Genomic DNA, 21,206 nt, shown 5'->3' with positions numbered 1-21,206 from the left:
CATGAGCGGAGACGGTCAGGCAGGAAGCCACTGGTTCGACGACGAGGCCGGACCGGTGGTCCGTCCGTACGCCATGACGCGGGGCCGCACCAGCCATGCGGCCCAGCACCGCCTCGACCTGATCGCGGTGGTCGTCGCGGAACACCATGTGGACGACCCGGAGGCGGACCACGCGCTGTCCCCGGAACACGTGGACATCGTGGAGATGTGCCGAGACACACCGCAGTCGGTCGCCGAACTCGCCGCGGAACTCGACCTCCCCGTCGGCGTGGTGCGCGTCCTCGTCGGCGACCTCGTGGACGAGGAGTACGTCCACGTCAACCGTCCGGTGCCCCCGGCCGAGCTGCCGGACGAGAGTATTCTGCGCGACGTGATCAACGGCCTGCGGGCGCTGTGAGCGGCGCGGAAGCGGGGTGGTGACGTGACAGGCTGGCAGTTCTGGGTCGACCGGGGCGGCACGTTCACCGACATCGTCGCGCGGCGCCCGGACGGCCGCCTGGTCACGCACAAGCTGCTGTCCGACAACCCCGCACGGTACGCCGACGCGGCCGTCGCGGGCGTCCGTGAACTCCTCGGCGGCTCCGCCGGTCCCGTCGAGTCGGTCCGCATGGGCACCACCGTGGCCACCAACGCCCTGCTGGAACGCAAGGGCGAGCGGACCCTGCTCGTCGTCACCCGCGGCTTCCGCGACGCCCTGCGCATCGCCTACCAGAACCGCCCGCACATCTTCGCCCGCCGCATCGAACTGCCCGAGCTGCTCCACGAACGCGTCATCGAGGTCGACGAGCGCATCGCCGCCGACGGAACCATGCTGCGCGCCCCCGACCTGGACGTCCTCGCCGGCCCGCTGCAGGAGGCGTACGACGCCGGGATCCGCGCCCTCGCCGTGGTCTGCCTGCACAGCCATCTGCACCCGGCGCACGAGAGGGCCGTCGGTGAACTGGCCGCCCGCATCGGCTTCCCGCAGATCTCGCTGTCCAGCGAGGTCAGCCCGCTGATGAAACTCGTCCCCCGCGGGGACACGGCCGTCGTCGACGCCTACCTCTCGCCCGTACTGCGCCGTTACGTGCAGCACGTCGGCGACGAACTCCAAGGCGTACGGCTGATGTTCATGCAGTCCAACGGCGGGCTCGCCGAGGCCCGGCAGTTCCGCGGCAAGGACGCCATTCTGTCCGGGCCCGCGGGCGGCATCGTCGGCATGGCCCGGATGTCCAGGCTCGCCGGCTTCGACCGGGTCATCGGCTTCGACATGGGCGGCACCTCCACCGACGTCTCCCACTTCGCGGGCGCGTACGAACGGGTCTTCACCACGCAGATCGCCGGGGTCCGGCTGCGGGCCCCCATGCTGGACATCCACACCGTGGCCGCCGGTGGCGGCTCGGTCCTGCACTTCGACGGCTCCCGCTACCGGGTGGGCCCCGACTCGGCGGGCGCCGACCCCGGACCCGCCTGCTACCGAGGCGGCGGCCCGCTCACCGTCACGGACGCCAACGTCATGCTCGGCCGCATCCAGCCCGCCCACTTCCCGGAGGTGTTCGGCCCAGGCGGCGATGAGCCCCTCGACGACGAACTCGTCCATGAGCGCTTCACCGCACTCGCCCAGGAGATCCACCGCAGGACCGGCGACGACCGCAGCCCGGAGCAGGTCGCCGAGGGCTACCTGCAGGTCGCAGTCGCCAACATCGCCAACGCCGTCAAACGGATCTCCGTGCAGAAGGGCCACGACGTCACCCGCTACGCCCTCACCACCTTCGGTGGCGCGGGCGGCCAGCACGCCTGCATGGTCGCCGACTCCCTCGGCATCCGCACCGTCCTCGTCCCGCCCATGGCGGGCGTCCTGTCCGCGCTCGGCATCGGCCTCGCCGACACCACGGCCATGCGTGAGCAGTCCGTCGAAGCACCACTGGAGCCCGCCGCCATGCCGGGCGTCACGAAGACCGCCGACGGCCTGGAGGCCGCGGCCCGCGCGGAACTGCTCGCCGAGGACGTCCCCGAGGAACACATCCGCGTCACCCGGCGCGCCCAGCTCCGCTACGACGGCACGGACACCACCCTCACCGTCGAGCTGACCGAGCCCGACAGCATGAGCCACGCTTTCGAAGCACGTCATCGCGCCACGTACTCCTTCACGCTCGACCGTCCGATCGTCGTCGAATCCCTCTCCGTGGAAGCCACCGGCATCACCGACCCCCCCGATCTCTCCGCCCTCGCCCCGTACGGGGCCGCCCGCGCGGGCCGCTCCACCGCACCGGAGACCGTCCGGCTCCACACCGGCGGCGCCTGGCAGGACGTCCCGCTCCACCGCCGCGAGGACCTGCCTCCCGGCGACACCGTCACCGGCCCCGCGATCATCACCGAGGCCGGCGCGACGACCGTCGTCGACGACGGCTGGCGGGCCGCGGCACGAGACGGCGGGCATCTGGTGTTGGAACGCGCGGCGGTTACGCAGAGTTCCAATCTCGCTACGGTGGCCGACCCGGTTCTGCTGGAGGTGTTCAACAACCTCTTCATGTCCATCGCCGAGCAGATGGGCGCCCGACTGGAGTCCACGGCCCAGTCGGTCAACATCAAGGAGCGCCTGGACTTCTCCTGCGCCCTGTTCGACCCGGACGGGAACCTGGTGGCCAACGCCCCGCACATTCCCGTGCACCTCGGCTCGATGGGCACCAGCGTCAAGGAGGTCATCCGGCGCCGGGGCGCGGCGATGCGGCCGGGGGACACCTACGCGGTCAACGACCCGTACCACGGCGGCACCCATCTGCCGGACGTCACCGTCATCACCCCGGTCTTCGACGGCGGGGACACACGCGGTGAACGCATTCTCTTCTTTGTCGCCTCCCGCGGTCACCACGCCGAGATCGGCGGTATCGCGCCCGGCTCCATGCCCGCCGACAGCCGCACCATCGACGAGGAGGGCGTCCTCTTCGACAACTGGCTGCTCGCCGAGAACGGCCACCTCCGCGAGGAGGAGACCCACCGCCTGCTGACCGAGGCGCCCTGGCCCTCCCGCAACCCCGGCACCAACCTCGCCGACCTGCGCGCCCAGATCGCCGCCAACCAGAAGGGTGTCGACGAGGTCAACCGCATGATCGAGGACTTCGGCCTCGACGTCGTCCAGGCCTACATGCGGCACGTCCAGGACAACGCCGAAGAGGCCGTCCGCCGGGTCATCGACGCACTGCAGGACGGGGAGTACGCCTACGAGACCGACTCCGGCGCCGTCATCCGGGTCCGCGTCCGAGTGGACCGCGAGCACCGGTCGGCCACGATCGACTTCACCGGCACCTCCCCGCAACTGGCGACCAACTTCAACGCGCCGTTCGCCGTCGTCAACGCGGCCGTCCTGTACGTCTTCCGCACCCTGGTCGCCGACGACATCCCGCTCAACGACGGCTGTCTGCGCCCCCTGAAGATCATCGTGCCGCCCGGCTCGATGCTCAGTCCCGAGCCGCCGGCCGCCGTCGTCGCAGGGAACGTGGAGACCTCGCAGGCCATCACCGGTGCCCTGTACGCGGCGCTCGGCGTCCAGGCCGAGGGGTCCGGGACGATGAACAACGTCACCTTCGGCAATGACCGCCACCAGTACTACGAGACCGTCGCCTCCGGCTCCGGCGCGGGCGACGGCTTCCCCGGCGCCAGCGTCGTCCAGACCCACATGACCAACTCGCGGCTCACCGATCCCGAAGTCCTCGAATGGCGGCTGCCCGTGCGGCTGGAGGAGTTCGCGGTCAGGCGCGGCAGCGGCGGCTGTGGACGGTGGCGCGGCGGCGACGGCGCGGTGCGCCGCATTCGTTTCCTCCAGCCCATGACCGTCTCGACGCTGTCCCAGCACCGCCGGGTCCCGCCCTACGGCATGGCGGGCGGCGAGCCCGGCGCGGTAGGCGCCAACCGGGTGGAGCGCGCGGACGGCACCGTCGTCGAACTCGGCGGAAGTGACTCCGCGGACGTCGCCCCCGGCGACGTACTCGTCATCGAAACCCCCGGCGGCGGAGGCTACGGCCCACCGTCGTCCGACCACCATCAAGCAGGAGAAGAGATCGATGATCTTCGGGCGTTCTGAGCGTGGCAAGCCCCCGGTCGAGCCCGTCACGCTGAAGATCCTGGTGGCCGGCGGCTTCGGCGTGGGCAAGACGACCCTCGTCGGCGCGGTCAGCGAGATCAGGCCGCTGCGCACCGAGGAACTGCTGACCGAGGCCGGGCGCCCGGTCGACGACATCAGCGGTGTGGAGGGCAAGCACACCACGACCGTCGCCATGGACTTCGGCCGCATCACCCTGCGCGAGGACCTGGTGCTGTACCTCTTCGGGACGCCCGGGCAGGAGCGGTTCTGGTTCATGTGGGACGAACTGTCCGAGGGCGCGCTGGGCGCGGTCGTCCTGGCCGACACCCGCCGCCTTGAGGACTGCTTCGCCGCCGTGGACTACTTCGAGCGGCGCTCCATCCCCTTCGTGGTCGGCGTCAACTGCTTCGAGGGTGCCGCCCGCTACCCGGTGCAGGACGTCCGTCAGGCCCTCGACCTCGACAACGGCGTGCCGCTGCTGCTGTGCGACGCCCGCGACCGCGAGTCGGTCAAGGAGATCCTCATCGGCGTCGTCCAGCACGCCATGGCGCACGCTGCGGAGCACCGGCAGACCGTCACCACCTGAGGCGTCCACCGCCGCCGGGAAGCCGCCGCCGGCCGGCTCACGTGCACGGCCCGTACCCCCGCCGACCGGGGTACGGGCCGCGTTCCATGGCACGCGCGCGTGGCGCGCGGACGGCGTGCACGCGTGCGTGCCGCGCGATGGGCCCACACGCGCCCGCGGCTAGCCCTCGCCGTCCTCCAGCCAGCCGAAGCTCTTCTCGACGGCCTTCTTCCAGTTGTGGTACTCGCGGTCCCGGACCGAGTCCTCCATGGACGGGGTCCACTCGGCGTCCTTCTGCCAGTGCGACTTGAGCTCGTCGAGGTCGTTCCACACACCGGTGGCGAGCCCGGCCGCGTAGGCGGCGCCCAGGCAGGTGGTCTCCGAGACCTTGGGGCGGATCACCGGCACGCCGAGCACATCCGCCTGATGCTGCATGAGCAGGTTGTTCTTCGTCATGCCGCCGTCGACCTTCAGCGTCTTCAGGTGCACCCCGGAGTCCTGGTACATGGCGTCCACGACCTCACGGGTCTGCCAGCTCGTGGCCTCGAGCACGGCCCGTGCCAGGTGCCCCTTCGTGACGTACCGGGTGAGACCGGTGATCACGCCCCGTGCGTCCGAACGCCAGTACGGTGCGAACAGGCCGGAGAACGCGGGCACGATGTACGCGCCGCCGTTGTCCTCGACGCTCGCCGCCAGCGGCTCGATCTCGTCCGCGGTGCGGATGATGCCGAGCTGGTCGCGGAACCACTGCACCAGCGCGCCCGTGATGGCGATGGCCCCCTCCAGGCAGTAGACCGGCGGCTCGCCGCCGATCTTGTAGCCCATGGTGGTGAGCAGACCGCTCTTCGAGGGCACCGGCCGGCTGCCGGTGTTCAGCAGCAGGAAGCTGCCGGTGCCGTACGTGTTCTTGGCGTCGCCCACGTCATAGCAGGCCTGCCCGAACACGGCCGCCTGCTGGTCGCCCAGGGCCGATGCCACCGGTACGCCGGCGAGCTGGCCGACGGCGGTCCCGTACACCTCCGAGGAGGACTTGATCTCGGGCAGGATCGCCTCGGGGACGTTCATGGCGGACAGGATGGACGGCTCCCACTGGAGGGTCTCCAGGTTCATCAGCATCGTGCGGCCGGCGTTGGTGACGTCGGTGACGTGATGTCCGCCGTCGGTACCGCCGGTGAGGTTCCAGATCAGCCAGGAGTCGATCGTGCCGAAGGCGATCTCGCCGCGCTCCGCCCGGTCACGCAGACCGGGCACGTTGTCCAGCAGCCAGGCCGCCTTCGGGCCGGAGAAGTAGCTGGCCAGCGGCAGGCCGGTCTGTTCACGGAAACGGTCCTGCCCGTCGGAGCCGCCCAGCTCGTTGCAGAGCGCCGAGGTGCGCGTGTCCTGCCAGACGATCGCGTTGTGCACCGGCTTGCCGGTGGCGCGGTCCCACAGCACCGTCGTCTCGCGCTGGTTGGTGATGCCGAGCGCGCTGAGCTGGTCGGCGCGCAGCCCGGCCTTGGCGATCGCGCCCGCGACCACTGCCTGCACCTTCGACCAGATCTCGGTGGCGTCGTGCTCCACCCAGCCCGGCTTGGGGAAGATCTGCCGGTGTTCGCGCTGGTCGACGGCGACAATGGCGCCGCTGTGGTTGAAGACGATGCAGCGGCTCGAGGTGGTGCCCTGGTCGATAGCGGCCACGTACTTCTCGGCGTTGTCCGTCATGGCTACCCCTTGGTGGCGAGGGTCAGAAGGCTGCGTTGTGGTCGACGCCCGCGTGCGTCCCTTCGATCAGCTGGGACGATGCGCGGGTCCAGGTCGCGTGATGGATCGCGTAGCCGGATCTCCGGGAGGTGAGAAGGGCCCGAGGGCTGCGACGGTTTTGGCTGTTTGCGTCCTTACTCGTAACAGTTTGGCCCACACTGGGCTGATACTGCGCGAGATGGACGACGGACGCGTCCGCGGCGAAGCGGGACGGGAGGGCGGAGCCGGTGCTCTCGCCGACGACCACGTTCGCGTCCGCGTCCGCGTTGCTCATGGCGGCTCCTAGGCCCGGCCCGGGAACATCGGCCCCGGTTGTCCCTGCGGGGTGCGCTGCTGCTGGCGTCCTCAGCCGAAGGCAGGGAGATCCCGCGCCCCGCCCGGCGTCCGTGACGAGCGTGCCGTCGCAGCCGGATCGCCCGTGGGGGAGGGGCCGGGGCGCGTGCGGGGCCCGCCCGACGCCGTGCCTGGATGCGCCGAGAATGTACGGCGATGTCGGCTGACACGGGAAGTGTTCACCTGTGCACAGGGAGCGTCAAGGTCGCCGACGGCAACGGTGACAGCCGATGCGTGAGCCGCCCCCGAGGACGCGGGGCCCCGGAACGACTCGCGTGTGCTCCGGTTCCGGTCCGGCGCCGTTCCCGTGCCCTCAGCCCGCCTGGGCGGCGGTGGCCGCCGGGCCGCGGCGGACCTCGTGGCCGGGCCGGCCGGCCCGGCCGAGGACCCAGCTGGCCCCGTGAAGCGCCTTCGCCGCCTTCTTCAGCGGGGCCAGGCAGGCGGCCGCCTGCCGGTGGTTGGTCACGCTGCCCGCCGCGCAGACGACCGTGGCCAGGGACAACGTCACCGGAAGGCCGCCCGCCGACCAGGGGGCGTCCAGCACGGAGGCGGCCAGCGGATCAAGCTCGTCCGGATCCGCCAGCACCAGGAAGTCGTCACCGCCGATGTGCCCCACCCTGGTCGTCCCGGTCGCCGCGCGCTGCAGGGCCCTGCCCACCGACCGGATCAGCTCGTCGCCCGCCGCGAAGCCGGCGCCGTCGTTGATCTGCTTGAAGTGGTCGATGTCCAGCCAGCTCAGCGCGAACGCCCGCCCGCCCGAGATCCGCCGGTCCACCTCGCCGGTGATCGCGTCCGAGCCGGGCAGCCGCGTCAGCGGATTGAGCCCTGCCGCTTCCTCGACCCGCGACTCGGCCAGCGCCCGTACGAGGTCCGCGAGCCGTACGACGCCCACACACCGCCCGCGCCGGTCGACGACCGCCACGTCGTCCGAGGTGCGGTCCCGGCCGCCGACCGCGACGACGTCCAGCACCTCCCAGGCCGTTGCGTCGATGCCGACCGTGCGTGGCGGATCGCCCAGCTTGGCGGCCGGGCGATCGGCGTACAGGGCATGGCCGTAGCGTCCGGACATGGTCAGCAGAAAGCGGGACCGGTGCACGGACCGGACCGGCACCCCGTACTGGTCCACGAGCAGCACCCCCGACACCTCGGGCGTCCCGGTCAGCAGTGCCCGCACCTGGCCTGCCGAGGCACCGGCGGGCAGCAGCGCGGCGGGCCGCAGGAACTCGCGCACCGACGGCCCGGATCGCGGTGCCGGCACGACCTCGGGGGAGGGCGGCGGAACGTATACGTCCGCGGCCGGCAGCCGCGCGGGCGGGGCGAACAGCTGCCCCTGCGCCAGCTGCGCCCCGGCCGACAACGCGATCGCACACTGCCGCTCGGTCTCCACCCCCTCCACGGCGAGCAGCGCCCCCACCTGCTCGCACAGTGTCCGCATCGCCCGCACCACAGCCGGTCGTTCCAGCAGTGAGGCGTCGAGCTTCACCAGGTCGGGGGCGAGGTCGGCGAGCAGCCGCAGGGGCACGTCGCCGTCGCCGACCCCGTCCGCGCTGATCCTGAAGCCCTGGCCGCGCAGTGCGGTGACGGCGTCCAGCAGGGCCTGCTGAGGTACGTGTGCGTACGGCGGGACGATGTCGATCGTGACCTCCCACGGCATCCGCCCCGCCTCACGCACGGCGTCATGCAGGGGGCCCAGGCCCCCGAGATCGGCGAGAGTGCCGGCGAACACGTTGAGGTGGAGCGGCAGCAGCGTCTCCTTGCGGGTGGCCGCGCGGAGCGCCGACACCGCCAGCCGGCCGTCGAGCCCGGGGTCGCGGCGGGCCTCGGCCAGCACGTCTCCGGTCTCCGGGCGGGCCAGGACCTCCAGTGCGGCGGCCCCGCCGGAGGCCAGGTTGACCACCGGCTGGAAGGCGAAGCGGAGAGTATCCGTCCAGGGGTGCACGGGAGCATGATGGCGCCGTCCCATCCGGCCCAGGCCCAGTTCATGAGACGTTCACACAGCATTCCCGGGTGATCACAGTGCGTATGGGAAAGGCCTTTCGGCGGCCCGGCGACCCACGTGGCCGGTCCCCGCCCCGTAGCCGGCCAGCCCCCCGAGGGCCTTCGCTCACCGCACCGCGACCACCGCCGAACCGTGCCCGAACAACCCCTGGTTCGCCGTGATACCAACGCGCGCGCCCGTGACCTGCCGGTCACCCGCGACGCTCCGCAACTGCCAGGTCAGCTCGCAGATCTGGGCGATCGCCTGGGCCGGTACCGCCTCCCCGAAGGAGGCCAGCCCGCCGCTTGCGTTCACCGGTATGCGGCCGCCGAGGGCCGTCGCACCCTCCCGCAGCAGCTTCGCACCCTCGCCCGCGCGGCACAGGCCCAGATCCTCGTACCACTGCAGTTCCAGGGCGGTGGACAGGTCGTAGACCTCGGCCAGCGACAGATCCTCGGGGCCCAGACCTGCCTCCTCGTAGGCCGCCCGCGCGATCGATGCCCGGAAGGTCTCGGCGGAGGGCTCCACCGCGGCCGCGGAGTCCGTCGCGATGTCCGGCAGGTCCAGGACGGTGCTGGGAAAACGCGGCGTCACCGTGGACACCGCCCGTACGCGTACGGGCCGTGCCGCGCCCTGCCGGCGGGCGAACTCCATGCTGGACAGCACCAGTGCGGCCCCGCCGTCCGAGGTCGCGCAGATGTCGAGCAGCCGCAGCGGATCGGCGACCACGGCGGAGGCGGCCACCTCCTCGGCGGTGACCCGGTTGCGGTAGCGCGCGTTCGGGTTCAGCGCTCCCATGGCGGCGTTCTTCACCTTGACCTGCGCGAAGTCGTCCAGGGTGTCGCCGTGGACCGCCATCCGCCGCCGTGCGTAGAGCCCGAAGTAGGCAGGGTTGGTGGCCCCCAGAACGCGGAACCGCAGCCAGTCCGGATCATCGGGGCGGTCCCCGCCCGCCGGGCGGAAGAACCCCTTGGGTGCCGCGTCCGCGCCCACGACGAGCACCGTCTCCGCGAGCCCGGCGAGGATCTGCGCCCGCGCGGTGGCCACGGCCTGCGCTCCCGACGCGCACGCCGCGTACACGCTGGCGACCCGGGCGCCCTGCCAGCCGAGCGCCTTCGCGAAGGTCGCCCCTGCCACATACCCGGGGTAGCCGCCCCGCACGGTGTCGGCGCCGACGACCGAGCCGACGTCCCGCCAGTCCAGTCCGGCCTCGGCGAGCGCCGCGCGGGCCGCCGCCGTGCCGTACTCGACGAAGCCCCGCCCCCACTTCCCCCAGGGGTGCATGCCCGCACCCAGCACCGCGATGTCCTCCGTCACGCCCTCACCACCCCCGTCGGCCGCCACTTCCATGTCGTCCAGGTCGTCTCCGCGTCCTCGTACAGCACGCCGGGGACGGCCTGCACCGCCATCCCCACGGCCAGATCGGCGGCCGTGATCCCGTCGGCCGCCTGCCCGAGCACCACGAGCCGCTCCGGTTCCAGCTCCACAGCGATCAACGCGTACGGCACCCAGGGGAGTTCCGGGTTGCTCACATAGGGTGACGGAGGGCGGTACCGGGTGTCCGTGTACGACCAGATCCGTCCGTGCCGGGACAGGGGATGCTCCACGAGTTCCCCGCCGGGGCACCCCGGGTTCCGGCAGTGGGCGTCCTCCCGGGGGAAGAAGACCGAGGCGCACGCGGAGCACCGCGTGCCGAGCAGCCGGAAGCTCTCTGCCTCGCCGGTGAACCACCCGGCGACCACAGGAGTGCGTGCACGCGACATGGGCCCTCCCCGCAGCCAGACCTGACGATGCGTCAGAAGTGTGCCACGGCCCGGGGGAATGCGGCAGGCATCCGGGGGGACCGCACGTGCGACCGCTTCCCGAACGGGACGGAGCCCCGATAGATGTAAGAGGCATGACACGTCTGTCCCGTGCCGTACGCGGTGTCGTCACCGCCGTCGCCGCCCTGCTGACCGTGACCACCGCCTCCGCCACCGCCCGGGCGACCCCCGCCCCAAAGGCGCCGGAGGACTTCGTGGCCCTGAGCTCCGTGGATCCGACGATCATCCAGGAGATCCGCTACTTCACCCCCCACAACTTCGTCGGCGAGCGCATCGACGGCTATCAGCAGCCGATCTGCATCCTCACCCGCCCCGCCGCCCAGGCCCTCCACCGGGCCCAGAAGGAGCTGCTGGCCAGGGGCTACTCCCTCAAGGTGTACGACTGCTACCGCCCCCAGCGCGCCGTCGACCACTTCGTCCGCTGGGCCCGGGACCTGGACGACCAGTCCATGAAGGGCGAGTTCTACCCGCACGTCGACAAGACCCGGCTGTTCGACGACGGCTACATCGCGGCGAAATCCGGCCACAGCCGCGGCTCCACGACGGACCTCACGATCGTCAGGCTGCCGGCCAGGCCGACCCACCCCTACGTCCCAGGACAGCCCCCGGTGCCCTGCTACGCGCCCGAGGGCGAACGCTTTCCGGACAACTCCGTGGACATGGGCACCGGCTTCGACTGCTTCGACACCCTCGCGCACACGCTCGACCCGCGTATCCATGGACGACAGCGCGCCAGCCGGCTGCTGCTGAAGAACACCCTGGAGCACCTCGGGTTCGTGAACCTCGCCGAGGAATGGTGGCACTACACCTTCAAGCCGGAGCCCCACCCGGACACCTACTTCGACTTTCCCGTCTCCTGCAAGTCGCTCACGGCGAGACGCTGAGCCTCCTGACGGAAGACCACCTTTCTCTGATCGGATACAGTCCGCGCGTGTCCGAAATTCAGCACTCGAATGCCAACTCCGTACCGGGCTCCCATTGTTCGAGCTGCGGAGCGCCCTATGGAGAGGGCATCGGCGGCTGGCCCCGAACCTGCCCGGTGTGCGGGTCCGTGGCCTACCGCAATCCGCTGCCGGTCGCGGTGGCCCTCCAGCCCGTGTACGACACCAAGGGCGCCGCCCTGGTCGTCATCACCCGCACCGTGGCCCCCGCGCGCGGGGGCACGGCGCTGCCGGGCGGCTACGTCGACGACCGCGAGGACTGGCGGCAGGCCATCGTCCGTGAACTCAGGGAGGAGACGGGCATCGACGCGGCCGCCCGGGACGTGCGGCTCGCCGACGCCATGAGCTCGCCCGACGGCCATCTGCTGCTCTTCGGGCTGCTCCCGGAACGCCCGGCCGAGGGCCTGCCGCGGTCCACGGCCACGGACGAGACGGAGGGCTGGCACCTGCTGCGCAGGCCGCAGGAACTCGCCTTCCCGCTGCACACGCTGGCCGTCCGCGCCTGGTTCGAGGGCCGCTACGTCTGAACTAGTAGTGCTCGTCCAGCCCGCGTATGCGCACCGGGTGGGACGGTGCGCTCACACCGTCCTCCCGCTCGCGCTCGACGACCACCTGCCGGCCCTTCCAGCGGCAGGCATACCGCTCGATCTCCGGCTCCTCCCAGCCGTCACCCGCGTCCGGCACCACCAGCCCGCCTCCGGTCCGTCCACGGGCGGGCGCCCACACCTCCAGCTCCAGTCCGCCGTCCGCACCCCGCACGGGGATCACGGCACCCGCGCGCGCGAGCACCGGGATCCGCGCCAAGGGGGCCTCGACCAGCACCTGCCCCGGCCCCTCGTACGCCCGTCCCGTCGCCGTGTCGTACCAGCGGCCCCGCGGCAACCGCACGGCCCGCCGGTCCGTGCCCGGCCCCAGCACGGGCGCCACCAGAAGGCAGTCGCCGAGCAGGAAGGCGTCGTCACGGTCCCGCAGGGCGCGGTCCTCCGGCGTGCTCCACCAAAGCGGCCGCACATAGGGCGCCCCGGTGCGCCGCGCGAGATGGGCCAGGGTCACGAAGTACGGCAGCAGACGCCGCCGCTCGACGAGCGCCACGCGCGCGTGCCCGAGCACCTCCGGCCCGAACTCCCACGGCTCCCGGCGTCCCGCCCGCAGACTCGCGTGCGTCCGGAACAGCGGCAGATACGACGCCAGCTGGAACCAGCGCAGATACAGCTCCGCCGAGGGGCTGCCGTCGAACCCGCCGACGTCCGGTCCCGAGTACGGCACGCCGCACAGGCCCAGCCCCAGCACCAGGGACAGCGACGCCCGCAGGCCGGGCCAGCCGGTGGCCACGTCCCCCGACCAGGTCCCGCCGTAGCGCTGCATACCGGCCCACCCGGCGCGGGAGAAGACGAAAGGGCGTTCCTCGGGCACCAGGTCGCGCAGCCCCTCGTACCCGGCCCTGGCCATGCACAGCGCGTACACGTTGTGTGCCTCGCGATGGTCGCCTCCCCGGCCCTCCAGCGCGTGGCGGGACGACCGGGGCAGCGTCGTCTCGCCGAAGGCGGCGAACGAGGTCGGCTCGTTCATGTCATGCCAGAAGCCGGAGAACCCCTGGGCCAGCCGCTCCTCGTACAGGCCGCCCCACCACTGCCGCACGCGCGCGTGCGTGAAGTCCGGGAAGACGGCTTCCCCGGGCCACACGACGCCCCGTACGACCTTCCCCGCGGCGTCCCGCACGAAGGCGTCCGCTGCCGTTCCGGCGTCGTACACGGCATTTCCCCGTTCGGCCTTCACCGCCGGGTCGACGATCGACACCAGCCGGATGCCGTCCCGCCGCAGTTCCTCGGCGAGCACCGGCAGCTTGGGAAAGCGGTCCTGGTCGACGGTGAACACCTGGTGGTCGTCGTAGTGGTCGATGTCGAGGTGCACGGCGTCCAGGGGCAGACCGTGCTCGTGATAGCCCGCGACGATCCGCCGCACCTCCTGCTCGGTGCCGAACCCCCACCGCGCGTGGTGGTGGCCCAGGGCCCAGGCGGGCGGCAGCGCGGCCGCCCCGGTGAGAGAGGCCCAGGTGTGTGCGACGCGCGCGGGGGTGCCGACGGCCACCCAGCACCGCAGCGGACCGCCGTCCATCCTCAACTCGCTCGCCCCGGCCCGGTCGTGGCCCGAGCCGGCGCCCTCCCCACCCTCCCGCACGGTGACCGAGCCGTCCCAGGAGTTGTCGTGGAACACCAGGTGCGTGCCCGCGTCGGCCACCACCAGCTGGACCGGCATGGTGATGTACAGCGGGTCGTCGTCGCGGCCGAACGCATGACCGGGATCGGTGTTCCACAGGCGGTAGCTGCCGTTCCGCAGCCGGGGGCCCGACGGCCGTCCGCCCAGACCGAAGAACCGGGCGTCGGCCGGCACCTCAGAGCGCTGCGTCCAGCGCGCCGCGCCCCCACCAACCGGCTCCCACCACCGGGGCGGCAGATCGCGGCGCAGTGACACGCCCCCGGGCGTGCGGACCTCGACCGCGCCGTGCCGCGAGACGGCGACAGTGGCCCGCTCGGCCACGACCCGCCAGCCGCCGTCCTTGTCCGGCTCCAGCACCGCACGCGGATCCGGCTCCGGACAGCGGCCGGCCAGCGCGTAGGACGGCTCGGGCCCGGCCCCGTCCCAGCCCCAGAACACGGCCCCGTTCACCGCGACGACGATGCGCAGCTCAGAGCGGGCGAAGCGCACGACCCCGCCTCCGGGTCCCGGCTCCGCGTCCCGCACCTCACCGGGCACCCGCGCGCGTTCGGCGCCGCGCGGCGGCAGTCCCTTGGCGTCGGCACGCCGCCTGCGCCAAGCGGCCCGCACGGTGCGCACCCCCTGGGCCGCCCTCGCCGAACCGACCGCCTTCACCGAACGCACCAGGTCACGACCGTCCATGCTGCTCACCCTGCCATTGACGGCGCTCCGCGCGCGTGTCGTTCAACTTCCGTTCACCCGTGCCCGGACCACACCTTCACGACAGCGACTATGTGGGGCGCACCCTGGTGCGGAAGTCGATCACATGGCATCGTCCGTGTCAGCCGTGTCACGCGCACACCCCAGCACGTGCGCGGACCGACGCACACGACGCGCACAGTCCGGGAGCCGCCCATGTCGACCGTGAATCCCCTGCCGCTCTGGCAGCCCGATCCGCAGCGGATCGCCCAGGCACAGATCACGAAGTTCCAGGCATGGGCGGCCGAGCACCACGGAGCCCCGGCCGAGGGCGGCTACGCGGCCCTGCACCGCTGGTCCGTCGACGAGCTGGACACCTTCTGGAAAGCCGTGACGGAGTGGTTCGACGTACGGTTCTCGACCCCCTACGCGCGGGTGCTGGGCGACCGCTCGATGCCGGGTGCGCAGTGGTTCCCCGGGGCGAGGCTGAACTACGCCGAACACGCCCTGCGCGCGGCCGCCACCCGCCCGGACGAACCCGCCCTCCTCCATGTCGACGAGACCCACGAGCCACGCCCCGTGACCTGGTCCGAGCTGCGCCGCCAGGTGGGCTCCCTGGCCGCCGAGCTGCGCCTCCTCGGCGTACGCCCGGGCGACCGGGTCAGCGGCTACCTGCCGAACATCCCCCAGGCCGTCGTCGCCCTCCTGGCCACGGCCGCCGTCGGGGCCGTCTGGACGTCCTGCGCCCCCGACTTCGGCGCCCGCAGCGTCCTCGACCGCTTCCAGCAGGTGGAACCGGTCGTGCTGTTCACCGTGGACGGCTACCGCTACGGGGGCAAGGAGCACGACCGCCGGGACACCGTCGCCGAGCTGCGCGGCGAACTGCCCACCCTGCGCGCCGTCGTCCACATCCCCCTCCTGGGCACCGCCGCCCCCGAAGGCGCCCTGGATTGGTCGGCCCTGACCTCCGCCGACGTCGAGCCGGACTTCGAGCAGGTGCCCTTCGGCCATCCGCTGTGGGTGCTGTACTCCTCCGGTACCACCGGCCTGCCCAAGGCCATCGTGCAGTCCCAGGGCGGCATCCTGGTGGAACACCTCAAGCAGCTCGGCCTGCACTGCGACCTCGGCCCCGAGGACCGTTTCTTCTGGTACACGTCGACCGGCTGGATGATGTGGAACTTCCTCGTCTCCGGCCTGCTGACCGGTACGACGATCATCCTGTACGACGGCAGTCCGGGATATCCCGACACCGGAGCCCAGTGGCGGGTCGCCGAGCGCACCGGAGCCACCCTCTTCGGCACCTCCGCCGCGTATGTGATGGCCTGCCGCAAGGCACAGGTGCACCCGTCCAGCGACTTCGACCTGTCCAGGGTCCAGTGCGTGGCCACCACGGGCTCCCCGCTGCCGCCCGACGGATTCCGCTGGCTGCACGACGAGGTCCGCGAGGACCTGTGGATCGCCTCCGTCAGCGGCGGCACGGACGTGTGCTCCTGCTTCGCGGGTGCCGTACCGACCCTCCCGGTCCACATCGGCGAACTCCAGGCGCCCTGCCTGGGTACCGATCTGCAGTCCTGGGACCCCAGCGGTGCCCCCCTGGTCGACGAGGTCGGCGAGCTGGTGGTCACCAACCCCATGCCGTCGATGCCGATCCACTTCTGGAACGACCCGGACGGCAGCCGCTACCACGACAGCTACTTCGCCATGTATCCCGGCGTGTGGCGCCACGGCGACTGGATCACCCTCACCTCCCGCGGCTCCGTGATCATCCACGGTCGCTCCGACTCCACGCTCAACCGCCAGGGCGTGCGGATGGGGTCCGCCGACATCTACGAAGCCGTCGAACGCCTCCCCGAGATCAAGGAATGCCTCGTCATCGGCATCGAGCAGCCGGACGGCGGCTACTGGATGCCCCTCTTCGTCCACCTGATCCCCGGAGCCGTCCTCGACGACGCGCTCCTGGACCGCATCAAGCAGACCATCCGCGAACAGCTCTCCCCGCGCCACATCCCGGACGAGGTCATCGAGGTGCCGGGCATCCCGCACACCCTCACGGGCAAGCGCATCGAGGTCCCGGTCAAGCGCCTCCTCCAGGGCACCCCGCTGGAGAAGGCGGTCAACCCAGGCTCCATCGACGACCTCGACCTCCTGCGCTTCTACGAGGACCTGGCCCGCAAGCGCGCCTGACGGCTGCGGTCATCCCCCCACAGGCGGCCTCGGACTCGCCCAGCACGGCGGCGAAGTCCGAGGCCAGCTGCGCCGCGCCGGCCGGCTCCAGCCCGGCGACGGAGATCCGCACCCGGGCTCGGACGACAGCCGGAACCTGGAACCCGCGGCGAGCACCAGCCGTAGGACCGCAGTCCGTCACCACGGCCGACTCGTCCGCCACCGGCACCCACACATTCATCCCGCTCGCCCCGTGCGCCGCGAAGCGCCACGCCCGCAGCTCCCCCAGGAGGGCGCCACGGCGTCGCGTGTACGTCTCCCGCGCGCGGGACACCAACGCGCGAGTGCCCTCGTCCGTCATCAGCCCGTGGACCGTCCCCTGGAGGAGACGGCTGGCCCGGCCGGACGTCAGCAGCAACCGCCCGTCGTGCCAGGGCAGGTGGTGGCGTCGCAGGCGGCCGCGGCCCACCGCAGATCCGCTCCCAGGAACTTGATCACCGTGCGCACATGCACCCAGCGCACCGGACCGCCCGCGGACCTGGGCCATCGCCACCGGCCCGGCCGGCCGGACGGTCTTCGGCACCGGCATCGCCGTGACCTGCCTGATCCAGCACCGAACCGCCCGCGACCGGCTCACGAAGGCCCCGTTGTCAGTGGCGCCGGTTACTGTGAGTGAGCATTGATCGACTGCGCTCACAGGGGGAAGACATGGCGCACACCGACCACAGGACCATGCGACGCGTACTGCACCGGGAGATCGCCGGAACCATCGGCCTGCTCACCGACGAGCACGACTTCCGGGCCATGCGGCGCTACCGCAGTTTCGCCTTCGCCGACCACACCACCTACCTCGCACAGGTCGAGGCCCTCCTCAGGTCCCGGGCCGCCCAGGGCAATCACACGGCAGTGGCGCTGTTCGACCCCGAGGACTACGCCGCGTTCTGCGCGGACACCGGCCTCGAGCCCGACACCCCCACCAGCCGGGCCCGCTTCACCGCCGAGATCGCGACCAACGGCCCCAGCCTTCCCTACGACGGCCGGCCCCTCGACGAGCTCGTCCCCGACCTCGTCGACGAGGCGGTGCGCCAGGCCACCTGGGAGTACGCCTCCACTCTCCTGGCCCGGCTCGGCCCCTGCGCCTCCTGCGGCGAGGACATCGGCCGAGCCGCCTTCACCCGGGCCGCGGACCTCCTCGTCCGCATCCTCGATACGGCCCCACCGGGCAACCGGCACCTGGTGTGCAGCGTCTCGACCACACCGGAAGCCCTCGTCGCCGTCCTCCACGTGGACGACGAGGACAGCGGCAGCACCCGGCTGGACGAGGCCGAGGCCCTGGAATTCACCACCGTCCTCGCCCTCGGCATCGCCACCCGCAGCCCCGGTGGACTCGTCATGCGCACCACCGCCGACGACACCCCCGACCGCATCTACGGCTGGCGCCTTCGCGACGACGGCCTCGAACCCCTCACCGCCGGCGAGGTCTTCGACGCCTACTGCACCGATGTCGAGTCCGGTGACCTGATCTCTCCGGAATCGGGCGTCGACTACGGCACCCCGCCCGACCTGGGAGAGGAGGGACCGCAGCCGCGGCACCGGCACTGAACGCACCAGGGGCGCCCCACCCACGGGTGGAGCGCCCCTCACGGAGCCGCGGCCGGCGATCGGCGTGGCGAGGTCACTCGCCGGACAGCACCGCCTGAGCCGCGGCGCGCGCCTCGTCAGCGCTGTCCGCGGCACGCGCCGCCGAGGCCGCACGCTCGCACTGCGCCAGCGTGTGCTTGGCCAGCGTCGCCCGGACATAGGGAATCGACGCCGCACCCATGGACAGGGAGGTGACACCCAGACCGGTCAGCACACACGCGAGCAGCGGGTCGGACGCGGCCTCACCGCAGACACCGCAGCTCTTGCCCTCGGCCTTCGCCGCCTCCGCGGCCATCGCGACCAGGTCGAGCAGCGCGGGCTGCCACGGGTCCTGCAGGTGGGACACCGCGCCCACCTGACGGTCGGCGGCGAAGGTGTACTGCGCGAGGTCGTTGGTCCCCAGCGACAGGAACTCGACCTCCTGCAGCACCGAGCGCGCGCGCAGCGCGGCCGAAGGAATCTCGACCATCGCACCGAACTTCGCCCGCAGCCCCGCCGCACGGCAGGCGTCCGCGAACGCCCTGGCGTCCGCCCGGTCGGCCACCATCGGGGCCATGACCTCGAGGTAGACCGGGAGCCCCTCGGCCGCCTTGGCCAGCGCCGCCAGCTGGGTGCGCAGCACCTCGGGATGGTCGAGCAGCGTCCGCAGACCGCGCACGCCGAGGGCGGGGTTCGGCTCGTCGGCCGGCGTCAGGAAGTCCAGCGGCTTGTCCGCACCCGCGTCCAGCACGCGTACCACGACACGGCCCTCGGGGAAGGCCTCCAGGACCTGCCGATAGGCCTCGACCTGCTTTTCCTCCGCCGGCGCGTTCTTGTTGTCGTCCAGGAAGAGGAACTCGGTCCGGAACAGACCGACCCCTTCGGCCCCGGCCTCGACCGCCGCCGCGACGTCCGCGGGACCGCCGATGTTGGCCAGCAGCGGCACCTTGTGACCGTCGGAGGTGGCACCCGGACCGGTCGAGGCGGCCAGCGCGGCCCTGCGCTCGGCAGCCGCGGCCTCCAACTGGGCCTTCTTCTCGGCACTGGGGTTCACGAAGATCTCCCCGGTGCTGCCGTCCACAGCGATCACCGTGCCCTCGGCCAGCTCACCGGCGCCGGGCAGCGCCACGACGGCCGGTACACCGAGCGCCCGCGCGAGAATCGCGCTGTGGCTGGTCGGGCCGCCCTCCTCGGTGACGAAGCCCAGGACCAGGGTCGGATCAAGCAGCGCCGTGTCCGCCGGCGCCAGGTCCCGGGCGACCAGGACATAGGGCTCGTCGCTGTCCGGCACACCCGGCATGGGCACACCGAGCAGGCGTGCGACGATACGGTTCCGCACATCGTCGAGGTCGGCGACCCGACCCGCGAGGTACTCACCGGCACCGGCCAGCAGATCCCGGTAGGCGGCGAACGCGTCGTACACGGCACGCTCGGCGGTGCTGCCGACGGCGATACGCCGCTCGACATCCGCGATCAGCTCCGGGTCCTGGGCCATCATGGCCTGCGCCTCGAGCACTGCCTGGGCCTCGCCCCCCGCCAGATTGCCGCGCGCCATCAGGTCGGCCGCCACAGCCTCCACAGCCTGACGGGCGCGCCCCTGTTCGCGCCCCGCCTCTTCCGCCGGGATCTGCTTGGCAGGCGGTTCCAGCACCGCCGTGCCCATGTGCCGAACCTCGCCGATCGCCACCCCGTGGCTCACACCGACGCCTCGCAGCGTTGTCTCCATCTGACCCGTCTCCGATAGTGCGGCGGGTTCCGCCGCCGCGATGGTTGTTCTGTGCGCCGTCCCGGAGGACGGCGGTGGTGTCACTTCCAGGCGAAGAGACTGTCGCCGGCCTTCACATCGCCGTCGTCGCGAAGATCGGAGAGGGATTCGGCGGTGGCCTCCAAGGCCACGACCGGGCACACGGGAGACTTGCCGGCCGTTTCGACGGCGGCGGGGTTCCAGCGCACCACGGCCTGGCCACGCGTCACCGTGTCGCCCTTGTTCACGAGCAGCTCGAAGCCCTCGCCGTTGAGTTGCACGGTGTCGATGCCGAGGTGCGTGAGCACACCGTGGCCCTGCTCGTCGACGACGACGAAGGCGTGCGGATGCAGCGAGATGATGACGCCGTCCACGGGGGCGACGGCCTCGGAGGGCTCACGCACGGGGTCGATCGCCGTGCCCGGGCCGACCATCGCGCCCGAGAAGACCGGATCCGGCACGGCCGACAGTCCGATGGCGCGTCCGGCGAGCGGGGACGTCACGGTGGTCATGGGAAGCCTCCCAGGGGTGGAGATTCATATGGGCCGTCACTGTCTGTGCTGGACGGCACACTGAGCAGCAGGATGTCACGGTAAGTACCGGTACCGGACGAGAGCTTACGACAGCTCCGCGTTGGTGGTCTAGACCACCAAACCAATCAATTTGCACCCGCTCTGCGGCCCCGTGTACAGTCGTACCCCTGCCCGGGGATGAGCGACGCACCAGGCGTCCTTGCCGAGCAGCACCCAACTTGTCAGATCCTATCTCGGGATCGCCTTCCGCATGCCTGCGGGACGGTGGTCAGAGAGACCGGAAAAGCCTGATAGAGTTTGGATCACCGAAGGGAAGCGCCCGGAGGAAAGCCCGAGAGGGTGAGTACGAAGGAAGCGTCCGTTCCTTGAGAACTCAACAGCGTGCCAAAAGTCAACGCCAGATATGTTGATACCCCGTCCGTCGGTTCATTCCGATGGTCGAGGTTCCTTTGAAACAACACAGCGAGGACGCTGTGTGCGAGGGGACTATTCCTCCTCTCGCACCGCTCTCGTGGTGTTCATCCCGATTACGGGAAAACATTCACGGAGAGTTTGATCCTGGCTCAGGACGAACGCTGGCGGCGTGCTTAACACATGCAAGTCGAACGATGAACCACTTCGGTGGGGATTAGTGGCGAACGGGTGAGTAACACGTGGGCAATCTGCCCTGCACTCTGGGACAAGCCCTGGAAACGGGGTCTAATACCGGATACAACCACTGACCGCATGGTCGGGTGGTGGAAAGCTCCGGCGGTGCAGGATGAGCCCGCGGCCTATCAGCTTGTTGGTGAGGTAACGGCTCACCAAGGCG

The 21,206-nt window shown here is 71.4% G+C and carries 15 protein-coding genes and 1 rRNA gene; 8 read left to right on the top strand and 8 right to left on the bottom strand.

Annotated features, from left to right (window positions below):
* The first annotated feature begins 1 nt into the window (after position 1).
* From ACH4UM_RS09865 to ACH4UM_RS09855, 3 genes are read left to right on the top strand one after another with little or no spacing between them, the layout of a single operon-like run.
* A complete protein-coding gene (locus tag ACH4UM_RS09865; RefSeq protein WP_398175976.1) occupies positions 2 to 397 on the top strand; it encodes a DUF742 domain-containing protein in 396 nt (131 codons plus the stop codon).
* A gap of 24 nt (positions 398 to 421) precedes the next feature.
* Complete coding sequence (locus ACH4UM_RS09860) at positions 422 to 4,060, top strand: hydantoinase B/oxoprolinase family protein (RefSeq protein WP_398175974.1); 3,639 nt, start codon at positions 422 to 424, stop codon at positions 4,058 to 4,060.
* Positions 4,041 to 4,646, top strand: a complete 606-nt coding sequence (locus tag ACH4UM_RS09855; RefSeq protein WP_398175972.1) for a GTP-binding protein — start codon at positions 4,041 to 4,043, stop codon at positions 4,644 to 4,646. Before ACH4UM_RS09860 ends, ACH4UM_RS09855 begins: the two co-directional genes overlap by 20 nt.
* Positions 4,647 to 4,805: 159 nt before the next feature.
* Here ACH4UM_RS09855 and glpK read toward each other — a convergent pair whose 3' ends face one another.
* The 5 genes from glpK to ACH4UM_RS09830 form a co-directional block, all read right to left on the bottom strand.
* On the bottom strand, positions 4,806 to 6,326 hold the full coding sequence (gene glpK / locus ACH4UM_RS09850) for a glycerol kinase GlpK (RefSeq protein WP_398175970.1): 1,521 nt from the start codon (positions 6,324 to 6,326) through the stop codon (positions 4,806 to 4,808).
* Between the two features lie 22 nt (positions 6,327 to 6,348).
* The gene (locus ACH4UM_RS09845) at positions 6,349 to 6,639 is read right to left on the bottom strand and encodes a hypothetical protein (RefSeq protein WP_398175968.1); all 291 of its coding nucleotides are present in this window, start codon (positions 6,637 to 6,639) and stop codon (positions 6,349 to 6,351) included.
* Between the two features lie 372 nt (positions 6,640 to 7,011).
* Positions 7,012 to 8,637, bottom strand: a complete 1,626-nt coding sequence (locus ACH4UM_RS09840) for an EAL domain-containing protein (protein WP_398175966.1) — start codon at positions 8,635 to 8,637, stop codon at positions 7,012 to 7,014.
* 165 nt (positions 8,638 to 8,802) lie between these two features.
* Positions 8,803 to 9,993 (bottom strand): lipid-transfer protein, encoded by a 1,191-nt coding sequence (locus ACH4UM_RS09835; RefSeq protein ID WP_398175964.1) that lies wholly within the window; start codon positions 9,991 to 9,993, stop codon positions 8,803 to 8,805.
* Positions 9,990 to 10,418, bottom strand: a complete 429-nt coding sequence (locus ACH4UM_RS09830; RefSeq protein ID WP_398176704.1) for a Zn-ribbon domain-containing OB-fold protein — start codon at positions 10,416 to 10,418, stop codon at positions 9,990 to 9,992. Before ACH4UM_RS09830 ends, ACH4UM_RS09835 begins: the two co-directional genes overlap by 4 nt.
* A gap of 155 nt (positions 10,419 to 10,573) precedes the next feature.
* Here ACH4UM_RS09830 and ACH4UM_RS09825 point away from each other — a divergent pair, with 155 nt between their 5' ends.
* On the top strand, positions 10,574 to 11,383 hold the full coding sequence (locus ACH4UM_RS09825; RefSeq protein WP_398175962.1) for a M15 family metallopeptidase: 810 nt from the start codon (positions 10,574 to 10,576) through the stop codon (positions 11,381 to 11,383).
* Positions 11,384 to 11,430: 47 nt separating this feature from the next.
* Positions 11,431 to 11,967: an NUDIX domain-containing protein gene (locus tag ACH4UM_RS09820; RefSeq protein WP_398175960.1), complete on the top strand. Its 537-nt coding sequence runs from the start codon at positions 11,431 to 11,433 to the stop codon at positions 11,965 to 11,967.
* Between the two features lies 1 nt (position 11,968).
* Here ACH4UM_RS09820 and ACH4UM_RS09815 read toward each other — a convergent pair whose 3' ends face one another.
* Positions 11,969 to 14,338, bottom strand: a complete 2,370-nt coding sequence (locus ACH4UM_RS09815) for a TIM-barrel domain-containing protein (protein WP_398175958.1) — start codon at positions 14,336 to 14,338, stop codon at positions 11,969 to 11,971.
* Positions 14,339 to 14,551: 213 nt separating this feature from the next.
* On the opposite strand from ACH4UM_RS09815, the gene ACH4UM_RS09810 reads away from it, so the two are divergent.
* Together ACH4UM_RS09810 and ACH4UM_RS09805 are read left to right on the top strand one after the other, a co-directional pair.
* Positions 14,552 to 16,519, top strand: a complete 1,968-nt coding sequence (locus ACH4UM_RS09810; RefSeq protein ID WP_398175956.1) for an acetoacetate--CoA ligase — start codon at positions 14,552 to 14,554, stop codon at positions 16,517 to 16,519.
* A 687-nt stretch (positions 16,520 to 17,206) separates the two neighbouring features.
* Entirely contained in the window at positions 17,207 to 18,100 is an 894-nt protein-coding gene (locus tag ACH4UM_RS09805) for a hypothetical protein (RefSeq protein ID WP_398175954.1), read from the top strand.
* A gap of 73 nt (positions 18,101 to 18,173) precedes the next feature.
* On the opposite strand, the gene ptsP is transcribed toward ACH4UM_RS09805, so the two are convergent.
* Together ptsP and ACH4UM_RS09795 are read right to left on the bottom strand one after the other, a co-directional pair.
* Positions 18,174 to 19,844 (bottom strand): phosphoenolpyruvate--protein phosphotransferase, encoded by a 1,671-nt coding sequence (gene ptsP, locus ACH4UM_RS09800; protein ID WP_398175952.1) that lies wholly within the window; start codon positions 19,842 to 19,844, stop codon positions 18,174 to 18,176.
* An 80-nt stretch (positions 19,845 to 19,924) separates the two neighbouring features.
* Positions 19,925 to 20,374: a PTS glucose transporter subunit IIA gene (locus ACH4UM_RS09795; protein WP_398175950.1), complete on the bottom strand. Its 450-nt coding sequence runs from the start codon at positions 20,372 to 20,374 to the stop codon at positions 19,925 to 19,927.
* Positions 20,375 to 20,935: 561 nt separating this feature from the next.
* On the opposite strand from ACH4UM_RS09795, the gene ACH4UM_RS09790 reads away from it, so the two are divergent.
* A 16S ribosomal RNA gene (locus ACH4UM_RS09790) occupies positions 20,936 to 21,206 on the top strand; the annotation flags it as partial.

It is taken from the genome of Streptomyces sp. NPDC020801 (genome assembly GCF_044334385.1).
In the GTDB taxonomy this organism is placed as follows: Bacteria; Actinomycetota; Actinomycetes; order Streptomycetales; family Streptomycetaceae; genus Streptomyces.
Note: the sequence above shows the minus strand (reverse complement) of the source record. Positions and strands in the feature narration are given on the sequence as shown.

Excerpts from the sequence above, each read along its gene's own strand:
- ACH4UM_RS09865 (WP_398175976.1), top strand. The coding sequence starts at position 2 with ATGAGCGGAGACGGTCAGGCAGGAAGCCACTGGTTCGACGACGAGGCC.
- ACH4UM_RS09855 (WP_398175972.1), top strand. The coding sequence starts at position 4,041 with ATGATCTTCGGGCGTTCTGAGCGTGGCAAGCCCCCGGTCGAGCCCGTC.
- glpK (WP_398175970.1), bottom strand. The coding sequence starts at position 6,326 with ATGACGGACAACGCCGAGAAGTACGTGGCCGCTATCGACCAGGGCACC.
- ACH4UM_RS09845 (WP_398175968.1), bottom strand. The coding sequence starts at position 6,639 with ATGAGCAACGCGGACGCGGACGCGAACGTGGTCGTCGGCGAGAGCACC.
- ACH4UM_RS09825 (WP_398175962.1), top strand. The coding sequence starts at position 10,574 with ATGACACGTCTGTCCCGTGCCGTACGCGGTGTCGTCACCGCCGTCGCC.
- ACH4UM_RS09815 (WP_398175958.1), bottom strand. The coding sequence starts at position 14,338 with ATGGACGGTCGTGACCTGGTGCGTTCGGTGAAGGCGGTCGGTTCGGCG.
- ACH4UM_RS09810 (WP_398175956.1), top strand. The coding sequence starts at position 14,552 with ATGTCGACCGTGAATCCCCTGCCGCTCTGGCAGCCCGATCCGCAGCGG.
- ACH4UM_RS09805 (WP_398175954.1), top strand. The coding sequence starts at position 17,207 with ATGGCGCACACCGACCACAGGACCATGCGACGCGTACTGCACCGGGAG.
- ptsP (WP_398175952.1), bottom strand. The coding sequence starts at position 19,844 with ATGGAGACAACGCTGCGAGGCGTCGGTGTGAGCCACGGGGTGGCGATC.
- ACH4UM_RS09795 (WP_398175950.1), bottom strand. The coding sequence starts at position 20,374 with ATGACCACCGTGACGTCCCCGCTCGCCGGACGCGCCATCGGACTGTCG.